The sequence below is a fragment of the Bacillus sp. Pc3 genome, from assembly GCF_000815145.1.
GTDB classification, from domain to species: domain Bacteria; phylum Bacillota; class Bacilli; order Bacillales; family Bacillaceae; genus Bacillus; species Bacillus velezensis.
Window position 1 is genome coordinate 901,953 of record NZ_CP010406.1, and the last position, 18,027, is coordinate 919,979.

Consider the following 18,027-nt stretch of genomic DNA (forward strand, 5'->3'; position numbering starts at 1 on the left):
AAAGCCTTTTACTCATTCACATTGCTTTTCATTAACCATTCTACTTCCGTTAATTCTTGTTTTTGAACGTCTTTTGTATGTTTTTTCGTAAAATGGACTTTAACAGCTTCTTCGTTTTCCCAAATCTCCCAAAGCATGATTTTGCGTTCTGATGGTTCGAGCGGATAAGCATGGAACTGAATACAGCCTTCTTCTTTGTTCGTTTCTTCCTCAAGTTTTTTGAACTCTTTCATTATTTCATTAAGGTCTTTATCACTGATGATTTTTAAGCATGCCGTTATGTAATGCATCGAAATTCCCCCTCTTCCCATCATTTTATGGCTTTACATTATAACATCGAAACCGGCATACCGCATTCTCAACATATAAAAAACCGTCCATAAAAATGAACGGCAATGTTTATTTAAGAGCATTTAGAGCGACTTTTGCAGCCTCAGCGATAAGAGCATTATTATAATTGGCATCTTCCGTAAACCGGTTTGACAGGATTGCCAAAACAATTGGGGCTCTGTCAGGCGGCCAAACGATCGCAATGTCGTTTCGTGTGCCGTAGCTTCCGGCTCCGGATTTATCGCCGACTTCCCATCCTGCAGGAGCGCCTGCCCGAATCAGTTCGTCGCCGGTAGCGTTGCCCCGCATCCAATCTGTTAAAATCGTGCGCTTGTCAGCCGTGAGAGTGTTACCCAAAGCGAAAGTCTTAAGGTCAGTTGCCAGTGCTTTTGCGGTGCTTGTGTCACGACGATCCCCGGGAATCGCAGAGTTTAGATCCGTCTCGAATCGATCAGCTTTCGTTACATGATCCCCGATCTGTTTCAATGATTTTTCAAAACCTTTGGGACCGCCAAGCTGCTGCAGCAATAGGTTCCCGGCAGTATTATCGCTGTAACGGACAGCGGCTTCTGAGATTTCTTTCAGGCTCATGCCTGTATCCAGGTGTTTTTCTGTGATTGGGGAATATGTAACCAAATCGTCTTTGCTGTAGCGGATGATAGCATTAAGTTTTTCATTTGAGCTTTTCTTCAGAACAGCAGCTGCAGCCAGAACTTTATAGGTTGATGCGTAAGCAAACCGTTCATTCGGCCGATAGGCGATTGTCTTGTTTGAACCTGTATCAATCGCATAAACGCCGAGCCTGGCATCAAATTTTTTCTCAAGCTGAACAAATTTCTGATTCGTTATACAGCTTGTCATTTTTGCGTCCTCTATAGATTTCGCTTCAGCATGCGCTGAGCCAAATAAAGGATTGAAACCGGTAAAGCTTAAACATAAAAGTCCAATGCATATTCCAAATTGTATTCTCGCTTTATTTTTCACATCCAGACCTCCTCATTATAATGATTTTGTATACATCTTCTAATTAACATTACAAACAGGGTGAAAGTCAATATAATTCCTGTGTGATGTTTTCCGTGACAGTTAGGAAATCAGCTGAAAATTTAATTAAAACACCCCTGACTCTTCAATGGATAGCGTTTCTTCCGGCAGATATTTCGCGAAGAACCCATGTGATACAGCGTTTGATTTCTTGCTTGAGCCACGGCCGCTCTCCCCGGATTCATTTTGCCATCTGGACCATGCGGCGGAAGCAGGCGGCGCAACGGCCGCCGCTCCTGTAAGTAAAACAACTGATAAATGATTGACTGAATCGTTTTTTCACCGTCATTGCTTCCCCTGTTTTTTGTATTCTGCGATTTCCTTAGGGGTAGCCTTCCGGACTCCGTCTGTGTCTGTCCTGTTTGCCACTTGAACGCCTTCCATGTTTTTTATCTCGCTGACGACTCCCAAATGCTCTAAATACACATGATCACCAATCTTGAAACGATTCAGTTTAGCCCGCTCCTCTGTCATGCTCCTGTATTCAGTCGCGGCTTTCATTTTTAATTCAGCCAGACACATTTGACAAAGGGTTACTGTTACAGAATTGCCGTTAAAATCAGTAAACGAAACCGATCTGACAGATTCCTTTTCCGGGTGCATCGTGCATGTTTTCTTCATAGGCGATGGCCGTGTAAATTTAATCATTCCGCTTCCTCCTCAAAAAAAGTCTTTTCGTCCCCTGACATAACAGCGGATGAATGGGAAGTTCCATTCACCCGCATCCGAACTGTCACGACACATGGAGATTGTCTTTCCTTCGCCGGCTGACGGATATTCATACATCCTGCATAGCTGTAAAGCCTATATTTCTTTATATTCCCAATGCTCGCCGCATTTCCCTGTTAGGATGAAATTTCTAATGCTGTTGACCAGTTGCCGCATGTTGGTTCCATGCGAAAAGCCGTGTGGACCGCCGTATCCCAATTCATACGGGTAATTTTCAGCCCTCTCATATGTGTGTATGCTTTTTAAAGGAGGTGCGTCACATGATGTTCTAACAACCAATTCAACTTAAACAAAGTGATTTAGTCGACAAAAAGATTGTCAGGAGCAAAAAGAACGGTGAATCTAAAAGCAATTGATCTTTTTGAATATGGATTGTAAGTCAACGCATTTTCCAAATTAATAAGATAAATAAAAATAGACCCCCTCACAGTTAATGGTAAGGGGGTTATTGAGTATACGGCCGATATTTCTTTTTTGAATCCAAATGTCTGCATTCCCATACCGTCTACAGATATACTTTCTCTAGATTGGAATATTTTAAGCATGTATAAGGATAACAACTGAAATAAACGAAGATTATGCAAAAATGGATTGATGAGGTGTTGAGCAGTAAAGTGTTTTATGATTTTGCCGCCATGTTAATGTACAAATATTTAATTAATACTGTATTAGTTTATTCAATATGTTAATTTTACTTTGATCTTTATTACTCTTCTTTGTTCTTCTATATCCATCTAATAAAGACTTATTATAAACCTTGAGGTAATCATCAATAGTCAGCAAATGATATTTGGCTCCGTCATCTTCCAAAACCCCTAGGTTATTATAGTCTACGTCTGCAAATGGTTTTAAATCCTCAATGCAAGCAATGCCTATTTTAGTATTCTTTTTCCTAAATTCATGCTCATGTAAATCAACCAATTTATATCCTTGCAGTTCCATACTTTTTTTTAGCTTTTCCCACTTTTCCTCTAAAAATATTACAGGAATAAGGATATCAATATCTTCTGGTGAAAAGTTCAACCCAGTTACCTTCTCAAGACCTAAAGATCCATATAATAATGGAATAATGTCTAACTCTTTATTAAGAGTTTTAGCTATATTTATAAATTCATTATACAATTTCATCTTTATATCCCCAATTTTTGGCCATTTAGAATCAACTGCTACTTGGAGTTTCTTTGGAATTTCATAAATCCTGTAGGTCAATTTTATAATTTTCACTTTAAAAGGATTCTTTTATCTCAATGGATCTCCTGAAGCTATATGCCAATGCAGATGCTTTGAATCCTGATAATCTCCTAAGTTTGTAAGCACCCTGCAAGAACCACTTTCTTTTGTCACCTTCGCCGCAACCTTTTTAATCACACCCAGCAACTCGAGTAAAAGTTCATTGTCGTCTTCTTCCAAAGTGATTAAAGAAGAGATATGTTTTTTAGGAATAGCAACAATATGCACCGGCCAAAAAGGTCTTGTATGATGATACGCCAAAACATTCTCGGTTTCTAAAACTTTATTTACTTTTGTTTTTCCGCTTAATACTTCGTCACAATAAAAGTCTTCAGTCATCATTAATCCCCCTTACTATTTAACTTTAATCATCACAATCAATATACAAATTAAACCAATTATCCGCTTTATTTTTCACTTTTGTTATTAAGATAAGAGAACCACAATAAACTTATGAACCCAGCGGCTCCTATAATTGTAGATATAATGTAAGTCCAATTAAGTAAATCCATTAACTTTCTCCTCTAAGAAAAATTCAGATCCGTCTAAATCCGTATCTATTTACATAATTTTCCATCACGTGCAATCCAGCCGCTTTTGATACAGTGTTTAAGGATTTCTACCTATTCTAACCAATACAAGACTGCCCCCCATCTACTGCTTTTACTCCTTGTACAGTTTTCAAACTAAACTTATTTCTGTATCTCTTTCAATGTATTTTTAATAATGTCAACAATAATCTGGGGTTGATCAACATGTAGACCGTGTGATGCATTCTTCACAACAATATGTTTACTATTTGTTGATAAACGCAGCAAGTCTCTTTGAAATAGATTCCACGCTGCGAAGGATTCAGCTGTATGATAAGACTGTAAACCAGCGCTGACAACTATAAGTAGGATATCTCCTAATGATGTGCATTTGTCTATTTGTTCAAAACTATCTTGAATTTCACTTAAAGAACCTTCTACCGAAAATTGGTTAAAGTAAAGAGATCTTGTTTCTTCACTGAATAGTGGTGGCATAATTTTATTTTGATCTTCATGGCAGGAATCTAAGAGAATAACTGCTGCTACTTCTTCTGGATATGTACAAGCATATAATCTTACATTTGCTCCTCCAAATGAATGCCCTACAAGCATAAATGGTGGTTTAATATTCGCATTTTGTAAAAGGGTACGCAGGTTTTCAACAGACTGCTTGCTGTCTTTCGGTCTATCGTCTTTTTCACTTTTTCCTAAACCTACTCTATCGTAGATGAAAAATTGTGCAAATTTTGAAATTTCACCTTTTATAGGGTCCCAAGAAGCAGAAGGGCACCCGTACCCTGATTCAAATATGACTGTAATGTTTTCATTTTGCCTTTCAAAAAATTCGTAATAGAGCTTAATACCACCAATATCTTGCATCTTGCCATTATTGGTAATTTCATTCATACAAAAACCTCCAGTGTTTAATCATTAGGTTCAGCGGAGAGCTTGAATTACATACTCGTAATCCCTCCGTATCCTTCATTTTGTCCTTAATCCTCACCAAACTCATATCAACACCCCAAATACTAGATAATAGTACGATATTATGCAGACCTATAAAATTTGTAATTACTTACTGTTCTTGTATTTTTAATACAACACGACCATTTTAAATGATCAATATCTTTTTGTTTTTTGCAGATCAACAGCTCAGTTAACTCAATATAAAAAGGTATTTTTATTTAGAGCTCAGCTACTTAACCACAACTTTTTGTACAAGAATAGAGTCCCAAAGCCAAAAGATCAGAGAAAATAATACGCTGAATAAATATATCTCATAACTCGCTAGTATAGACCCTAATGGGTTATAAAGTTCAAAGAGAACCGACATGATTAGCCATGCAATAAATGAAAACACTGTGTATAGTAAGAGATATTTAAAATTGAACATTCTAGGTTTTCGGTTTAAGATAAACTGCAATGGCAATAAAAAAATTGAATAACATGTCAACATGATCCCGCTAATTATAAGATAAGGAACATATTCAGCTTGATGCAGGGTGATCACATATACCAGTGTAGAACATATGGCCGACAAAATAAGGACAGCTAGGTATCTTACTACCATCAAATCTATCTCCCCCTTACGATTAAAAAACAAAAATGCTTGCAATTGCTATTTTTCGTAATAATAAGATTTGACCCAAGGATAGCTTCTGCCCTTATTTTCACACCATTCAACAAATCCCTTTGATTGTTCTTCTTTAAACAACAACCAGTCATTCAACAAATCTTGATAATAGTTAAGCTGTTCCTTATTGCTTTTTCTTGTTTGTTGACATTCTATCTTGTTGTTCAACTGCCGGGACTTGGTAAGAAGTGCTTGATCTTCTTTAATATCGCCTAGATATAAATCTTCGGATATGTGATGAAATGAATACCACAAGGCGTTCAAATGAATATCGATTAACGTTAATAAAGATAATTGTTCATTACTGCCGCCCAGTCTAAGTGCATTATTTAAGTAATCGATACGGTTTTCAGTATTTAAAAACACACCATACCACCTGTATGGTCTTGGATCTTCGGGGTTACTCTTCATCCATGCTTCAAGCAGAGGCTTTAAAAGATCCATTTCCAAAGGGTGAACAAGTATATGGTGAATATCATCTGATGTTTCTAATAAAGCAAATAGCCAACAAGCAAAATTCTGTTGTGCATGATTATCCCACGTTTTGGCTTCATCGATAAAGGAAGATAATGCTTTAAGGGATTCTTTACGTAACCCTTTTTCTTTGAGAGAGCAAAACTTTTTAAATAATGGGTATTCATCCAGTCTGTCATTTTTTAAGATATTAGTTAAGACATCTATCATGATTCACATCTCTCTTTGCCTAGAATAAACTTAAACAATTTGAAATACGACATACAATGCAACTTCAGCTACAAGCAAATAAATCATATATCTAGCATAATTTAATACATCTTGATCAGTATTTTTCTCTTTTTTAAAAGTCCATGCAAATAAACCTAATACAGTTGTTACCAATGCGATTTCAATTATTGTTATTATTGACATACCTTCCTCCTAAAAAAGACGAGAGTTCCTTATGATGCATATTTACTTAGTTTCTTCAAAATAATAATGACAATAAACTGAGTTGCTTTCCTCATATCTAATATATGTATCTTGGGTTAAGAACTTTGTATAGCCGGTTGTTTTGAGTATCGCTTTACTCATCATGAGCATATCCTTCTGGATATCATAATCTGTTTGGATATCCAAATTAACTTTAAATGCTGCATGTAACTCAAAGAACCAATCGTCAAATTTAAATTTTAAAATTTTCATTGCGCCCCCCCGATCTGTTTCATTGAAATGCGTCAATTTAGACTAAAACTATAAATCAACCTCAATCGCCTTTTCATATGCTGAATGGAAAATTATTTTGTTATCTTTCCATTCGGCATTACCTACTCCTAACACATCAAGGTCGTCTTCACCCTCGGTATTTCGGGTCATAATATATACGGTGTCCTTATTCACTTTTCTCATTAAACCAGGGTATAAACTAGGAACATGCACATAAAAATCGTAAAAGTGATTCGTTTCCCCTAAGGTGGCGTTTCTATATTCTATGGTTACTGTTACATTTTTAGCTGGCGAAGAAATGGTCCCATATGAATCACCAGTTGCCGCCAACAATGCAACTATAAGTACTACTGGAATTGTTAAGCAAATTACATATAATTGCCGTATTTTATATCTACGAGCTAACACAAAAAAACCGACTAAAGTAATCAGTACAGGGAAAATATAATTTGTTTCCACTACAAAGCTTAAGTAATAACCATCATGAGACATTAAGAAAACAGTTAAATCAAATGCTAAAACCAATACAAAGAAGATTGTTGCTCCATTTATTTTGCGTAATATTTTGTTTACCATAATCATTGCCCCCGTTCATACACCGCACTCGATCATTTGCGATCTGCAGCCTTAGAGTTGCATTATAGCAAAGTAAAAGGGGCGTCAGTAATAAAGACAGAACAAAAAGACTTATACAAATTTAATCTCTTCATTTAATTCAGAATTATTTCACCTTATAAAAACTTTCCATTTCTTCATGTTCATCACCTTCAATGAGTTCAAAGCTGCCTGGTACATTATACATTATTTTCCGTTAATCTATCAATTCCGGTTAATACCTCACCATCATCTTGCATCTTCATCTATCACACACCATAATTCATTATCTAATAATACGTTCCAACCTTTTTAACCCGCTTAATCTTTCCAATTCAATTAATTCGAACACTGCCAAGTAATTCCCTGCACTCCGGTTTCTCACCCATAGCCTCTCTTCTCAAATTCTTAACCACACAAGATTAAGGACAAAGACTCAGGTCAAATTATTCATTTTCTTCTCCTTGATCACACATTGTTCTGTTTCTTCATTCCTACATGGTAATATCTTGTTAAAGTATTTCGTATGAAAGGATATGGTCATGAAAGTTTTCGAAGCAACCACCCTGCTGGCCGCTGCCAAACAGCGCGCGGGTGAATACAAAGAACTGCGCGGCCAGATGGTTAATCTGAAAAAAGCGTTTCAAGGCATGGCTGATCTTGGTGAGGGCGATTTCTCAGGCCGGGGCGCCGACAATATCAAAGCCTTTTTTCAGGACCACGCCGGCGTCACAGACAGCTGGCTTGATCTGATCGATATGAAAATCGCATTTCTCACAAGCCTTCCCGGCAAAATCGAAGACGCAGGTCTTTCCGGATCTCATGTAGAAGAATCATTTCTGGAGCACGAGCTCACCCACGCCCTCAGTAAATCAAAGGCAATTATGGAAGAGCAGAAAAAGGACATGCGCTCCATCCTCGGTGAGATCGATGACATCATCTCGCTTGATCTATTTTCAACGGAAAGCACAGATCAGAAGCTTTCTTCAGCTGACAAAAAAAGAAGCGAAACGATACATAAGCTCGGCAAGCTTGATCACGATCTAACGAAAGAATACGCAGAAACCGAAGCGAACGAACAGTTCATCCAAGCCGACTTTCAGCAGCTTCAAAACGCAACAGGCAAAGGAAAAAGCGCCACGCCGCTTCACTACAACGCCAAAGCGTACCGTGAAAGCGACATCCATAAGAAAAAAGGCGATATCGCAAGACATTCGGATGCTTATTTGACGATTAAAAAGGAAGAAGCGAAAGAGCGGGAAATCAAGGATCTAAAGAAAAAGCTGGCCGATGGTGTCACCGATCCGGATGAGTATTTGGAAATCGCGAAGAAGATCGGCTATGAAAACCTTGAACCCGCTCAGGTGGAATATGTGATGCAGCTTGAACAAGCAAAACAGCTCGAAGAAGTCGGAGAAACGGCTTGGGATATCGTCAAAGGAATAGGCGTCGGCCTTTATGATGTCGGGAAAGACACAATAACCGGCGTCAAAGATCTGGCTGTCGGCGCATGGGATTTTTACCATCTCTCTGATGAACAAAAAGTTGCTAAAACCATATCGGCTGTATTGAACACACCCTCCTACGCAAAAATCATATGGACAAACCTGGCGGATTCATGGAATGATAAAATGGTTAACGGGGATGCGTATTCTAGATCACATTACATCACTTACGCCATCGGGAGCATCGTCGGGCTCAAAGGTTCCGGCTCAGCTGTAAAAGTATCAAGCAAGCTCGCAAAAACAGGTGCCGCCAAAGTGGATAACGTCTTGGAAGCCGGAGAAAAAGCGGCTGTCAAACATGTAAAAACCGGGATCAAAAAAGGAAAAGACTATATCAATTCCGTTTCGAAAAATAAGTACGAACCCGCACTTGCCGGAATAGCACAGGATATTGAAAATACTCACAATGTGAAAAATACGCCTTTGTTGAAAAGTATTATTGAAGATCAGAAAGAGAGTGTTCTCAGTAAATCTGTGACTTCAAATTTTAGCACAGGAAAAAGCAAGTATACCGCAGGTACAATGAAACATATTTATCATGGAGAAGTTAATAAACGCGGTAAAGCAGTTGGCTACCACCATGAAAGCATGATGGGCGGGAAGATTATACCAGGTACAGAAAAGAAACCTGACAAAAATGGAGTGTATATGGCGAAAGTTGAAGTCGGGTCTGTAAAAAAGATAGCGGATTCAAGTTTCTTTCCAAGAGAATGGAACCGCGCCGATGTATTAAAAGCAATTGACGAAGCTTATCATACTAGAAAACAAGTACGTTCAAATAAGTATAGGGGAATCACTTCAACAGGAATTAAAATTGAAATGTATTTAAATAGTGACGGAACAATAGCAACTGCATATCCGTTATATAAAAAATAATCTAAAAGGTGACCGTGACACATGAAATATTCATACAGGTTTGATAAAGATCCATTTGGTGATATAAAAATAGTTTTACCAGAAGAAATCAGTCTTTTCTCTGACTTCATTGAAAATATTACAACAATAGAACAAACTGATGAGTATATAGAATACATTCAGAATGTTTTAAATGGGATACATGAGGATTTTGAAATTGATTTAAATGGCATAAGTGTATTGATAAAAAAAGATGTTACCGATGTTGAAAACCCTTTTTTGATCGACGCCCCTTATAAAAACTCAATAGAAACAGACCAATTTAAAGAGCTGTTATTAATATGGAGAAATAAAATTCCTGAGGTATTTAAAGGTTAAGTACATTCACTATTCTACGCGGTGAAATTTGAGTAACATGTCAGACAGCACTTGCCGAAAAGGTCGGAAAGTATAGTTCTGTTCTGAGTGATCCAAAAAACATTAGTAAAATAAAAAAAGGGATCTCTAATCCTGATAGTAGACCTCCTAATGCCTTAAACAAGTTACAGAACAAATAAAACAACACATTGAATCCCTCAAGATAAAAGAAAGCCCTTCTCTTATGAGAAGGGCTTTATCTATGTTTTCAATAGGATAGACTGTCTTCAGTCCGTAGAAAAGCACATCGAGATTGCGCGTAGTCTTCCGTAAAGTACGTTCCTTTTTGACGAGTTTTCCTTTTCTATTTGCGGACATATTACCGCCTCCATTCGGTTAAGTCACCGCAATAAAAACCGCTTCCTTGTCGTTGGTAGGACCGCTACCCTGCGCCTTAATACGACTAAGTCAACGCAATAAAAAACGGCTAGAAACGTTGATATAACGTCTCTAACCGCAGTGTATGATTCCGACTGGGCTCGAACCAGCGACCTCTACCCTGTCAAGGTATCCGCAAGTGATCCGATAAGTCAGTCGGTAAGTCAAACGTTGGTATATCAGCGTTAAGTCGCCGTTAAGTCATGCGACTAACATGGAACGTTCTTATTCTGTTAATTACGATTATAGACTACAGCGCTTCTACCTGCAACCTTTACATATACTAAACCTTAACTCTAATGTCTCAATTTTTCATACTGCTAAGATTGAGTAATTAAAAATTATTTAATTCTCCTAAATACTCTTCTTCATTATATATCTTAATTATGTTGAGAGGTTCAACTTTACAATTTTTTAAAAGGTATGCAACAAATTCACTTTTAGAGTAATAATGAAAAATACTATTTATAGCTTGTAATGCTTTAGTTATAAGCGATTTTAAAATTAACAAATATTTATGTTCTTTGCCATATAGATTGTGTTCTTCTCCGTCTAGAAATGTAAAATCTTCATAGTCAACCAAAGATGATTTAAATTTTATAATATAGGGTTTGTGTAAATCTTCCCACTCAATTTCAATATCTGAAAGACCGGGTAAACAAGCTAAGTTTTGTAAAAATTCAGGTCGCATGTAATTAAAACCATCGTATTCTAACGCATTGTCAGTATGTAAAAAAGCATTTATTTGATAATCGCCATATAATTTTCGATAAATGTTAGAGATAATTTTTTCCCTGCGACTTTGGAGTAGATACCCTGAAGGTTTACTTTCTAGGTATATTTTTTTATCTTTATAGAATAAAATTTTTTTGCGTATATCAAACCTTATATCATATTTATTCAAAAATCTCTTCAAAGAAGTATCTTCTGTTAAAGCCTCTTGAAGGTTTAGGAGTCCATTATCTTTTATCGCTTTACAATCATCATCATTGAACGTTGCATGTAGTGCCACAAGCATTATTTTATCCCTTAAAATACTTTCCTCTTTGATACCGAACTTTTTAAGAAATACTTCTGCACAATACTCATCCTTATTATTAATTATGTACTCAGCAATCTGGTTTCTGTTCAAATCTAAGTACGAAGACAGAGTGTCTAATGCTGAATCTAACGAACTAATATCAAAAATTAAATTTTCGTCCAAGCTCACGCCCTCCCATACCAAAATTATACTGTATAATCAATTATAACTTCAATACAATTTAGCCCTTCAACTACTTCACAGCTGCTAAATGGCGCAAAATTCTGTATCTTTCCTGCATCGAATAATTTAAAATTAAGTCGATATAGATAAAAAGGGGGAATACGCATGAAAAAATCGTTATGGTTTGCGATTATAGTCGGCTGCCTCGTTTTCGTCATGGCTGCTTGCGGCAAGGGTACGGAGTCCTCTACGCAGACTACCAAGAAAGAAGAATCCTCTGTGGACACATCGTCGTCTGACGCAGCAGAAAAAGACACATCTTCTACGGAGAAAAAGACGTTATCAAAAGCCGGTGACAGCTTGAAAGACCCTAATGTCGGCACGATCACGGCGCATTCTGTGAAGGACAATAGAGACAAGTCGTTAAAGATCGGAGATTTAAAGATCACGTTTAAGGACGCGAAAGTATTGACTGCGACTAGCTTGACAGATGATTTTAAGGTGACGCTGAACAACGCTTTGGGAGAAGATATGAACGAGTTTACATATGCGCAAATATCTTATGATATCGAAAATGTCGGATCGGATGAAATTAAGAAGTGGAACGGATTCGAAACCGCTGTGGACAGCGAAGGGCAGCAAGTGGACTTAAGCTTTAACGCTACATTGGGCGCGCCTAACCCGTCAGCTACAGAGATAATGTCCGGCGCAAAAGTCGGAGATAATATGGTGCTTGTTCCGGTGCTGAAAGGCGAGAGTAATGTGCGGATTAAGGCTGCGGATGTACTAAAAGATTCGCACGCAAAAGACTTCATTGTGCACGGGAAAGATATTAAAATTGATCTATATTAAATAAAAAAACGCCCCATCCGGTTAAGGACAGGGCTTTTCGTTATTTTATTTCGTAGTTCCCTCTCGTTTTGTTCCGATCTCGAAAAGACCTGTCGCAGCCAAGCCGGCAAACCCGCCGGCCCACAAACGCAGCACCAAGTCGAGGTCAGTAAACGGATAAGCAATCGCGCCCAATCCGATACCGATGACGAAACTGAGAGCCGGCACAATATTCGTCGGCAGCTTAATCGTTTTCTTAACGAGCTGAACGAGCGCCGTTAAGATAGGCGCGAGGATAGTCGCGAAAATTAATACTTCTTCCATAATTATCGTCTCCCTTTTCGTTTATTTTACTGTTGCGCCTGTTATTTTTCCGGCATAGATATTTACCTTTCCGAACTGGTCCGTCTTGATCGTGTAAACGTCCGTTTGCGGATTCGCAAGGATTTCGTATTTAAGGCCGCCGAATTTTTTCGGACGCAAATAGTTAATTTCGTTCCCTTTGACTGGCGCCTTATTTGTCGGATAGATGCGCCATGAGTCGGCCGAAGCCGGAAGGTAAACGTATTTCTTACCGCCGGATGACGGTTTAGAAGAGCCGCCAGACCCCGTCAGTTTTAACACTTGGCCGACCGTAATCTTATTCGCATTCTTAATGCCATTATATGCTTGTAACTTCGCCATACTGACGCCTGTTTTCACCGCAATTTCAGACAAGGTGTCGCCTTTCTTAACGGTGTATGTCGATCCGGACGTCTTGGCCGGCTTGCTTGCAGAAGACTTGCCGCCGAGTACTTTGAGTTCCGTAGCGATTGCCGCTTTTACGGCTTCCCAACGTCCTTCCGCTAACACGCGATGTGGGCAGTATTTACCGGACCAGTCTTGGTGTTTACGCAGACGATCGATGCCCCATCCGCGTTCCTTCAGTAATTGCGCGATGAATTTGATCGCCAGTTTTTCGGCAGCTTCGTACTTAGCACCGCCGGATTTCGAGTAACAAACCTCGACGCCGATAGACGTCCGGTTGCCGGAATTTGCGCCGTTTCCATCTCCGGTATGCCATGCGTTACGGTCTGTCGGAATACCCTGAACGACTTCCTTATCGTCTACTGCGAAATGGTAAGACACTTCGTTGTTGTTTCCGATCATATATCGGATCTCTGCGTCTGCTGACGCGTCATTCGCCGTATTATGAAACGTGATGTATTGCGCATCCATTGAATTCGGACACTTAATCGAATACTTACTCGCAGACACTAGGTTCTTACGTACTGAAATCGCCATTAAATCGTCCCCTTTTCGTTTTTTGCATTAAAAAAGCCCGCCGGGACTCTCACCTGACGGGCGTGTTGCGTTTATTCAGTTATTCTCTTCCGCGGAATTTCTCTTCGAGCCTATCGATCTTGTCGATGATGACGTCATACTTATCGCTAAATTTATCGAGTAAGTCCTGTAGCCGCGATTCGCGCTCCCTATTCGATTTCATTACGTAAATCAGCAGCCACGTAAAAAGGACCGCGAACGGTCCCTGCGTTAAAAAATATTTGAGTACGTCTAATTCGCCGCCGTTCAATAACTACGCCTCCTGTCCGCCTGTTTCTTCCGAAGGTTCTTCGATAGGAGGTTTGTTGGGATCGTAAACATCTCCGGTGATTTTTTCGTATTCTTCCGGCGTTATCCGACCGGCTCCGACAGTATCGTGAACTTGCTTTTTCGTCCAAAGGCCGGCGTCATAAAGATTTTTGATACGGAGATACCAAGTCATTTAGTTTCCTCCTGTCGCGATAAGATAATATAAATCCGCTATCTGCTTCTGAAGATTCTCGATTTCATTCGGAGCCGGCGGATCAGGCTTAATGCTCTCTTTGTATTCCTCTGTCGCCCCCTCGACCCATACGTTTTTCTTCTTATCGAATCGCGGCGAGATGATCGAGGGATCGGGCAATACGTCCGTACTGTTTGGCGGCAGCACTTCTACATCGATATCTTCTTCGCCGGCATAGTCGAAATTTTTGTCGTAGTATAAAACGTGCATTCTGATTTCCTCCTTTACCATAGTGGAATACCGATATTAAAGGACACACGCGTAACGCTTGCCGAGTCGGTCGCTGAAAGACCATCGAACCGCAATTCGCCATCCGTCGTAAATGCGAACCGCGCCGTTCCATAAGATCCGATCGTAGGTACGACGAAATCTACAAGCTGCGTCGGCTTGTACGTGAACTTCGCTACCGTCGTACCGGCGGCCGGTAGCGAGCCGAACGTGCCTCGCAGTTTAATTTCGTTATTCGCTACTGAAAACTTGAACGGATAGCCGGTGTTTTGCTGCGCTCCGTTAATCAAAGTAACGTTATTCCACGTCGCGACCCACGGACTATTCCACTTATCTTTATCCGCTTGTACGACGTGGATGTCCGTTCTGTTAGCGTGAGCGTCAACCTTTGATTGCGCCCCATCCACCGATTCGAGCTCGCGCCACGACGTCCATGAATCCGAGCTCGCGACCTTATTACGCATAAACTTCCGCCGGCCCGAAGACGTCGAATCGTTACTGCTATAGGACGTGTATTCCTGATACGCGTACGTACTATAGTTATGAACGAGCAGATATCCGTTGTTATTTACCGGGGCGTTTAATGCCGCCGTTGCGCCGCTCATATAATAGAAGCCGGTATCCGTCACCGCATTAAAATCGACGCCCGTCATGTACTTTGCTGCGCCGGTATCCTGCGTCAATTTAAACAATTGCGATCCATAGCTATATCTCTCAGCTTCATCGTATAAATACCAATTATGATCAACTAACAACTGCATCCGCTCGACCGTCTGCCTTACGAGGTCTTTTACGCCCTCCGGATAACCGACCGCATATTCGACCGTGCCCTCTTCGAAACCATATTCGTCCGGCAACATATCGCGAATAGCCGCTAACTCTCCCCTAAACATTTCGTTTTCCTCTTTCAGCCGCTCGTTCTCGCCAATCAGATCCGCCACAGCACATCGCAATCGTTTAACTTCTTCGGTCATGTTTTCGCCGCCTCCATTCCGTGTATTTTCACGTTTTACCGCTTACCCTACCGATTGCCCCCGACCGCCAGTAAAGCCGCTATTTCCTCGCGAAATTCCCGTATTAATCGTGCTAATTCCGCTATCGATGTCGCATCCGAGTCGCGCAATCGCCGATTCATTACGTCGAGTACCGCGCGTTCGACCGTTGAGTGATATGCTACTTCGCGCCACTTTTCCTTCGGCGTCGGGTCAGCGTTCGGGTCCTCCGCAAGCTTCTTCGGCCAGTTCGGCGCTTTTGTCGGGTCGGTGAAATAGCGTTCATTTACGATGATGTTAAGCGAGTCGGACGTCAGTTTGTAATCGGGTGAGATCGGGATTTCAATCGCCATGGTTGGCGTCGCCTCCTTCGTTAGCTTTTCGTTCATCGCACAATAACCTGAACAACGATCTATGAACGTATGAGTGCTTGTTGTAAGTCCGCAGTAAACATTCGATGTTGGACCGCTCTTCGTTGGATAACGGCCTATCTAAACCGAGCCGGGCGCCTTCTTTGTACATATCCATACTACCGCCTTCCTTTCGTTTATTAATAAGACCTAGCAATCGCTCGCTTACGCTCACTCTTGCGGATGTTCCTTACCGCGATAGAATTATTATTTAATAAGTATCTGCGCGAAAGGGTTTTAATTGAGCGCTATTATTTAATTGAGTATAGATAATGAATATAGTAAATGAGTATAGTTCGTCTATCGTTTAAGCAAGGGACGGCTTCACCTTACGAACCCCCGGCTTCACGAATCGAAGATGCTCGGTATTGGAAGCAATACGTAAAGGTTCGATAACTGCCCGCTCTCCTGCGATTTCCTTTCGCGTATATCGATGAGTCCCACCGCCTTCAATTTCTTTAACGCATCCCTAACCGTATTCTCCGAACATAAGCATTCGCTTGCCAACGTTTTTATAGACGGAAACGATCGCTTACTGTGATTGTCCGCGTGCATTGATAGCATCGTGTAAACGAGCTTCTGCGCGCTCTTATCGAGAATCTTACGGTCAGATAAAACGCAACTCGCTACCTGCGTAAATTTGTGTTCGCGTAAGTCTAATACGCCTAGCTGTTCGTTTGTCATTCGTAATCACCTCTCACTTCTATAACGGGTAGGCTACCGTTAATTTTGCGACATGAATCACGAAACTTTTTTCGCCCGTCATTTATAACTGCGAATACACTTCGGAAAAAGGACAAAAAAATAACCCGGCCTTATGGCCGAGTCATCTCCGTTTTATTTTTCGCTGCTTATTTAGTTTTCCACGAACCTTATTTATGGCGGAATATTTTTCGTGTTGAGCCGTTAGTGAGCTTCCGGAAAGGTGCGTGTATCTTTGAACCATACGTAAATCACTATGCCCCAATAACATTTGTAAATGGCGCATATCTCCACCGCTCTCCAAGTACATAGTTGCCGCCGTATGTCGGAATAAATGCGGATGCACCCGCTTCTTTATGCCGACCTCTTTCGCGTATTCAACGAGGCGTTTTCGGAAGTGATCGCGCGTTAAACGTTCGCCATAGTTTGCGAGAAAAATATATTCGCTCTCGAAATCCGCACGGTTTTCTACTATTAATTCATTCAATATTTTCGCTGTGCCGAATTCAATAGGAACCGTACGAGCCCGTCTATTTTTCGCAACAGTAGCCGGAATATAAAGAGTACGAGCTGCAAAGTCGAAGTTTTCCTGCTTGAGCCCTAGCGCTTCAGAAATACGCATCATTCCGTCGAGTAAAACGTTCATTAAAACGTAATCCCTGAAGTCGGCATATTCGCGTTGATTAGGCGCAGCAAATAGCAACCGAAGCTCCTCCTCGTCTAAAATAACGACTTCCTCTTCGGGTTCGTTAACGTTCTTTATACCGACCATCGGGTTATGCTCGATAAGATCCTCGTCATATAATGTCTTAAAGAACACGCGCAAGGTCTTCAATCGAGTATTAATCGTCCCCGGCGCAAGCCCTTTCGTCATATGCTCGTCCTTCTTAAAATAATGGTCCTCGAATTTAACCCATTCGTCTTGCATGTAAACGATATACCTGCGAATTACTTCTCGGCTCATTTCGTGAATGGACCGCGCGATCCCCTTACGGTCAAGAAATTCGAGAAAGAAGCCGTAATTGTCTTCGTATTGGTTGAGCGTTGATTGCGCTCGCCCCTCCGATTTCTTAATTGCGCGAAACTGTACGAAAAGCACATCGAGATTGCTCGTAGTCTTCCGTAAAGTACGTTCCTTTTTGACGCGTTTTCCTGTTCTATTTGCGGACATATTACCGCCTCCATTTCGGTTAAGTCACCGAAATAAAAACCGCTACCTTGTCGTTGGTAGGACCGCTACCCTGCACCGTTATACGCCTAAGTCATCGACTAAGTCAACGCAATAAAAAACGGCTAGAAACGTTGATATAACGCCTCTAACCGCAGTGTATGATTCCGACTGGGCTCGAACCAGCGACCTCTACCCTGTCAAGGTAGCGCTCTCCCAGCTGAGCTACGGAATCATGAT

At 40.5% G+C, this 18,027-nt stretch carries 23 protein-coding genes, 1 tRNA gene and 1 pseudogene; 3 read left to right on the plus strand and 22 right to left on the minus strand.

Annotated features, from left to right (window positions below):
• Nucleotides 1-8: 8 nt before the first annotated feature.
• The 11 genes from SB24_RS03770 to SB24_RS03815 form a co-directional block, all read right to left on the minus strand.
• Nucleotides 9-290 (minus strand): putative quinol monooxygenase, encoded by a 282-nt coding sequence (locus SB24_RS03770; RefSeq protein ID WP_007407331.1) that lies wholly within the window; start codon nucleotides 288-290, stop codon nucleotides 9-11.
• A gap of 109 nt (nucleotides 291-399) precedes the next feature.
• Complete coding sequence (gene bla / locus SB24_RS03775) at nucleotides 400-1,320, minus strand: class A beta-lactamase (RefSeq protein WP_095352227.1); 921 nt, start codon at nucleotides 1,318-1,320, stop codon at nucleotides 400-402.
• Between the two features lie 339 nt (nucleotides 1,321-1,659).
• Nucleotides 1,660-2,022: a hypothetical protein gene (locus SB24_RS03780; RefSeq protein ID WP_015417247.1), complete on the minus strand. Its 363-nt coding sequence runs from the start codon at nucleotides 2,020-2,022 to the stop codon at nucleotides 1,660-1,662.
• A gap of 738 nt (nucleotides 2,023-2,760) precedes the next feature.
• Nucleotides 2,761-3,231 (minus strand): hypothetical protein, encoded by a 471-nt coding sequence (locus SB24_RS03785; RefSeq protein WP_039254947.1) that lies wholly within the window; start codon nucleotides 3,229-3,231, stop codon nucleotides 2,761-2,763.
• Between the two features lie 111 nt (nucleotides 3,232-3,342).
• The gene (locus SB24_RS03790) at nucleotides 3,343-3,675 is read right to left on the minus strand and encodes an HIT domain-containing protein (RefSeq protein ID WP_014417482.1); all 333 of its coding nucleotides are present in this window, start codon (nucleotides 3,673-3,675) and stop codon (nucleotides 3,343-3,345) included.
• Between the two features lie 350 nt (nucleotides 3,676-4,025).
• Nucleotides 4,026-4,769: an alpha/beta fold hydrolase gene (locus SB24_RS03795; RefSeq protein ID WP_039251883.1), complete on the minus strand. Its 744-nt coding sequence runs from the start codon at nucleotides 4,767-4,769 to the stop codon at nucleotides 4,026-4,028.
• A 289-nt stretch (nucleotides 4,770-5,058) separates the two neighbouring features.
• Nucleotides 5,059-5,433, minus strand: a complete 375-nt coding sequence (locus tag SB24_RS03800) for a UPF0715 family protein (protein ID WP_052250239.1) — start codon at nucleotides 5,431-5,433, stop codon at nucleotides 5,059-5,061.
• 48 nt (nucleotides 5,434-5,481) lie between these two features.
• Nucleotides 5,482-6,180, minus strand: a complete 699-nt coding sequence (locus SB24_RS03805; RefSeq protein ID WP_039251887.1) for a hypothetical protein — start codon at nucleotides 6,178-6,180, stop codon at nucleotides 5,482-5,484.
• A gap of 30 nt (nucleotides 6,181-6,210) precedes the next feature.
• Nucleotides 6,211-6,384, minus strand: coding sequence for a hypothetical protein (locus tag SB24_RS20165; RefSeq protein WP_162988632.1), 174 nt, complete (start codon nucleotides 6,382-6,384; stop codon nucleotides 6,211-6,213).
• A gap of 42 nt (nucleotides 6,385-6,426) precedes the next feature.
• Nucleotides 6,427-6,657 carry a hypothetical protein gene (locus SB24_RS03810; RefSeq protein ID WP_039251891.1) on the minus strand — a complete coding sequence of 77 codons (231 nt, stop codon included), beginning with the start codon at nucleotides 6,655-6,657 and terminating at the stop codon, nucleotides 6,427-6,429.
• Nucleotides 6,658-6,705: 48 nt separating this feature from the next.
• Nucleotides 6,706-7,254, minus strand: a complete 549-nt coding sequence (locus SB24_RS03815) for a hypothetical protein (protein ID WP_039251892.1) — start codon at nucleotides 7,252-7,254, stop codon at nucleotides 6,706-6,708.
• A 560-nt stretch (nucleotides 7,255-7,814) separates the two neighbouring features.
• On the opposite strand from SB24_RS03815, the gene SB24_RS03820 reads away from it, so the two are divergent.
• Nucleotides 7,815-9,653, plus strand: a complete 1,839-nt coding sequence (locus tag SB24_RS03820) for a T7SS effector LXG polymorphic toxin (protein WP_039251895.1) — start codon at nucleotides 7,815-7,817, stop codon at nucleotides 9,651-9,653.
• Between the two features lie 21 nt (nucleotides 9,654-9,674).
• Nucleotides 9,675-10,010, plus strand: coding sequence for a hypothetical protein (locus tag SB24_RS03825; RefSeq protein ID WP_039251897.1), 336 nt, complete (start codon nucleotides 9,675-9,677; stop codon nucleotides 10,008-10,010).
• Nucleotides 10,011-10,761: 751 nt separating this feature from the next.
• On the opposite strand, the gene SB24_RS03835 is transcribed toward SB24_RS03825, so the two are convergent.
• Nucleotides 10,762-11,631, minus strand: coding sequence for a hypothetical protein (locus SB24_RS03835; protein WP_039251900.1), 870 nt, complete (start codon nucleotides 11,629-11,631; stop codon nucleotides 10,762-10,764).
• Nucleotides 11,632-11,796: 165 nt separating this feature from the next.
• On the opposite strand from SB24_RS03835, the gene SB24_RS03840 reads away from it, so the two are divergent.
• A complete protein-coding gene (locus tag SB24_RS03840; RefSeq protein WP_039251903.1) occupies nucleotides 11,797-12,483 on the plus strand; it encodes a hypothetical protein in 687 nt (228 codons plus the stop codon).
• A 45-nt stretch (nucleotides 12,484-12,528) separates the two neighbouring features.
• On the opposite strand, the gene SB24_RS03845 is transcribed toward SB24_RS03840, so the two are convergent.
• The 10 genes and pseudogenes from SB24_RS03845 to SB24_RS03895 all read right to left on the minus strand — a co-directional run bounded on the left by SB24_RS03845 (nucleotide 12,529) and on the right by SB24_RS03895 (nucleotide 18,022).
• Nucleotides 12,529-12,786 (minus strand): holin, encoded by a 258-nt coding sequence (locus SB24_RS03845; protein ID WP_014470928.1) that lies wholly within the window; start codon nucleotides 12,784-12,786, stop codon nucleotides 12,529-12,531.
• Nucleotides 12,787-12,807: 21 nt separating this feature from the next.
• Nucleotides 12,808-13,746 (minus strand): N-acetylmuramoyl-L-alanine amidase, encoded by a 939-nt coding sequence (locus tag SB24_RS03850; protein ID WP_039251911.1) that lies wholly within the window; start codon nucleotides 13,744-13,746, stop codon nucleotides 12,808-12,810.
• Between the two features lie 79 nt (nucleotides 13,747-13,825).
• Complete coding sequence (locus tag SB24_RS03855) at nucleotides 13,826-14,035, minus strand: BhlA/UviB family holin-like peptide (protein WP_013351581.1); 210 nt, start codon at nucleotides 14,033-14,035, stop codon at nucleotides 13,826-13,828.
• A gap of 3 nt (nucleotides 14,036-14,038) precedes the next feature.
• Entirely contained in the window at nucleotides 14,039-14,227 is a 189-nt protein-coding gene (locus SB24_RS03860) for an XkdX family protein (RefSeq protein ID WP_014470930.1), read from the minus strand.
• Nucleotides 14,228-14,497, minus strand: coding sequence for a hypothetical protein (locus tag SB24_RS03865; protein WP_039251918.1), 270 nt, complete (start codon nucleotides 14,495-14,497; stop codon nucleotides 14,228-14,230).
• Nucleotides 14,498-14,835: 338 nt separating this feature from the next.
• Nucleotides 14,836-15,210 (minus strand): annotated as a pseudogene (locus tag SB24_RS20625) (pyocin knob domain-containing protein); the annotation flags it as partial.
• Nucleotides 15,211-15,536: 326 nt separating this feature from the next.
• Nucleotides 15,537-15,860: a hypothetical protein gene (locus SB24_RS03875; protein WP_039251920.1), complete on the minus strand. Its 324-nt coding sequence runs from the start codon at nucleotides 15,858-15,860 to the stop codon at nucleotides 15,537-15,539.
• Nucleotides 15,861-16,262: 402 nt separating this feature from the next.
• The gene (locus SB24_RS20630) at nucleotides 16,263-16,601 is read right to left on the minus strand and encodes a helix-turn-helix domain-containing protein (protein ID WP_039251923.1); all 339 of its coding nucleotides are present in this window, start codon (nucleotides 16,599-16,601) and stop codon (nucleotides 16,263-16,265) included.
• 142 nt (nucleotides 16,602-16,743) lie between these two features.
• A complete protein-coding gene (locus SB24_RS03890; protein ID WP_039251925.1) occupies nucleotides 16,744-17,790 on the minus strand; it encodes a tyrosine-type recombinase/integrase in 1,047 nt (348 codons plus the stop codon).
• A gap of 159 nt (nucleotides 17,791-17,949) precedes the next feature.
• A tRNA-Val gene (locus tag SB24_RS03895) sits at nucleotides 17,950-18,022 on the minus strand.
• Nucleotides 18,023-18,027 lie beyond the last annotated feature (5 nt).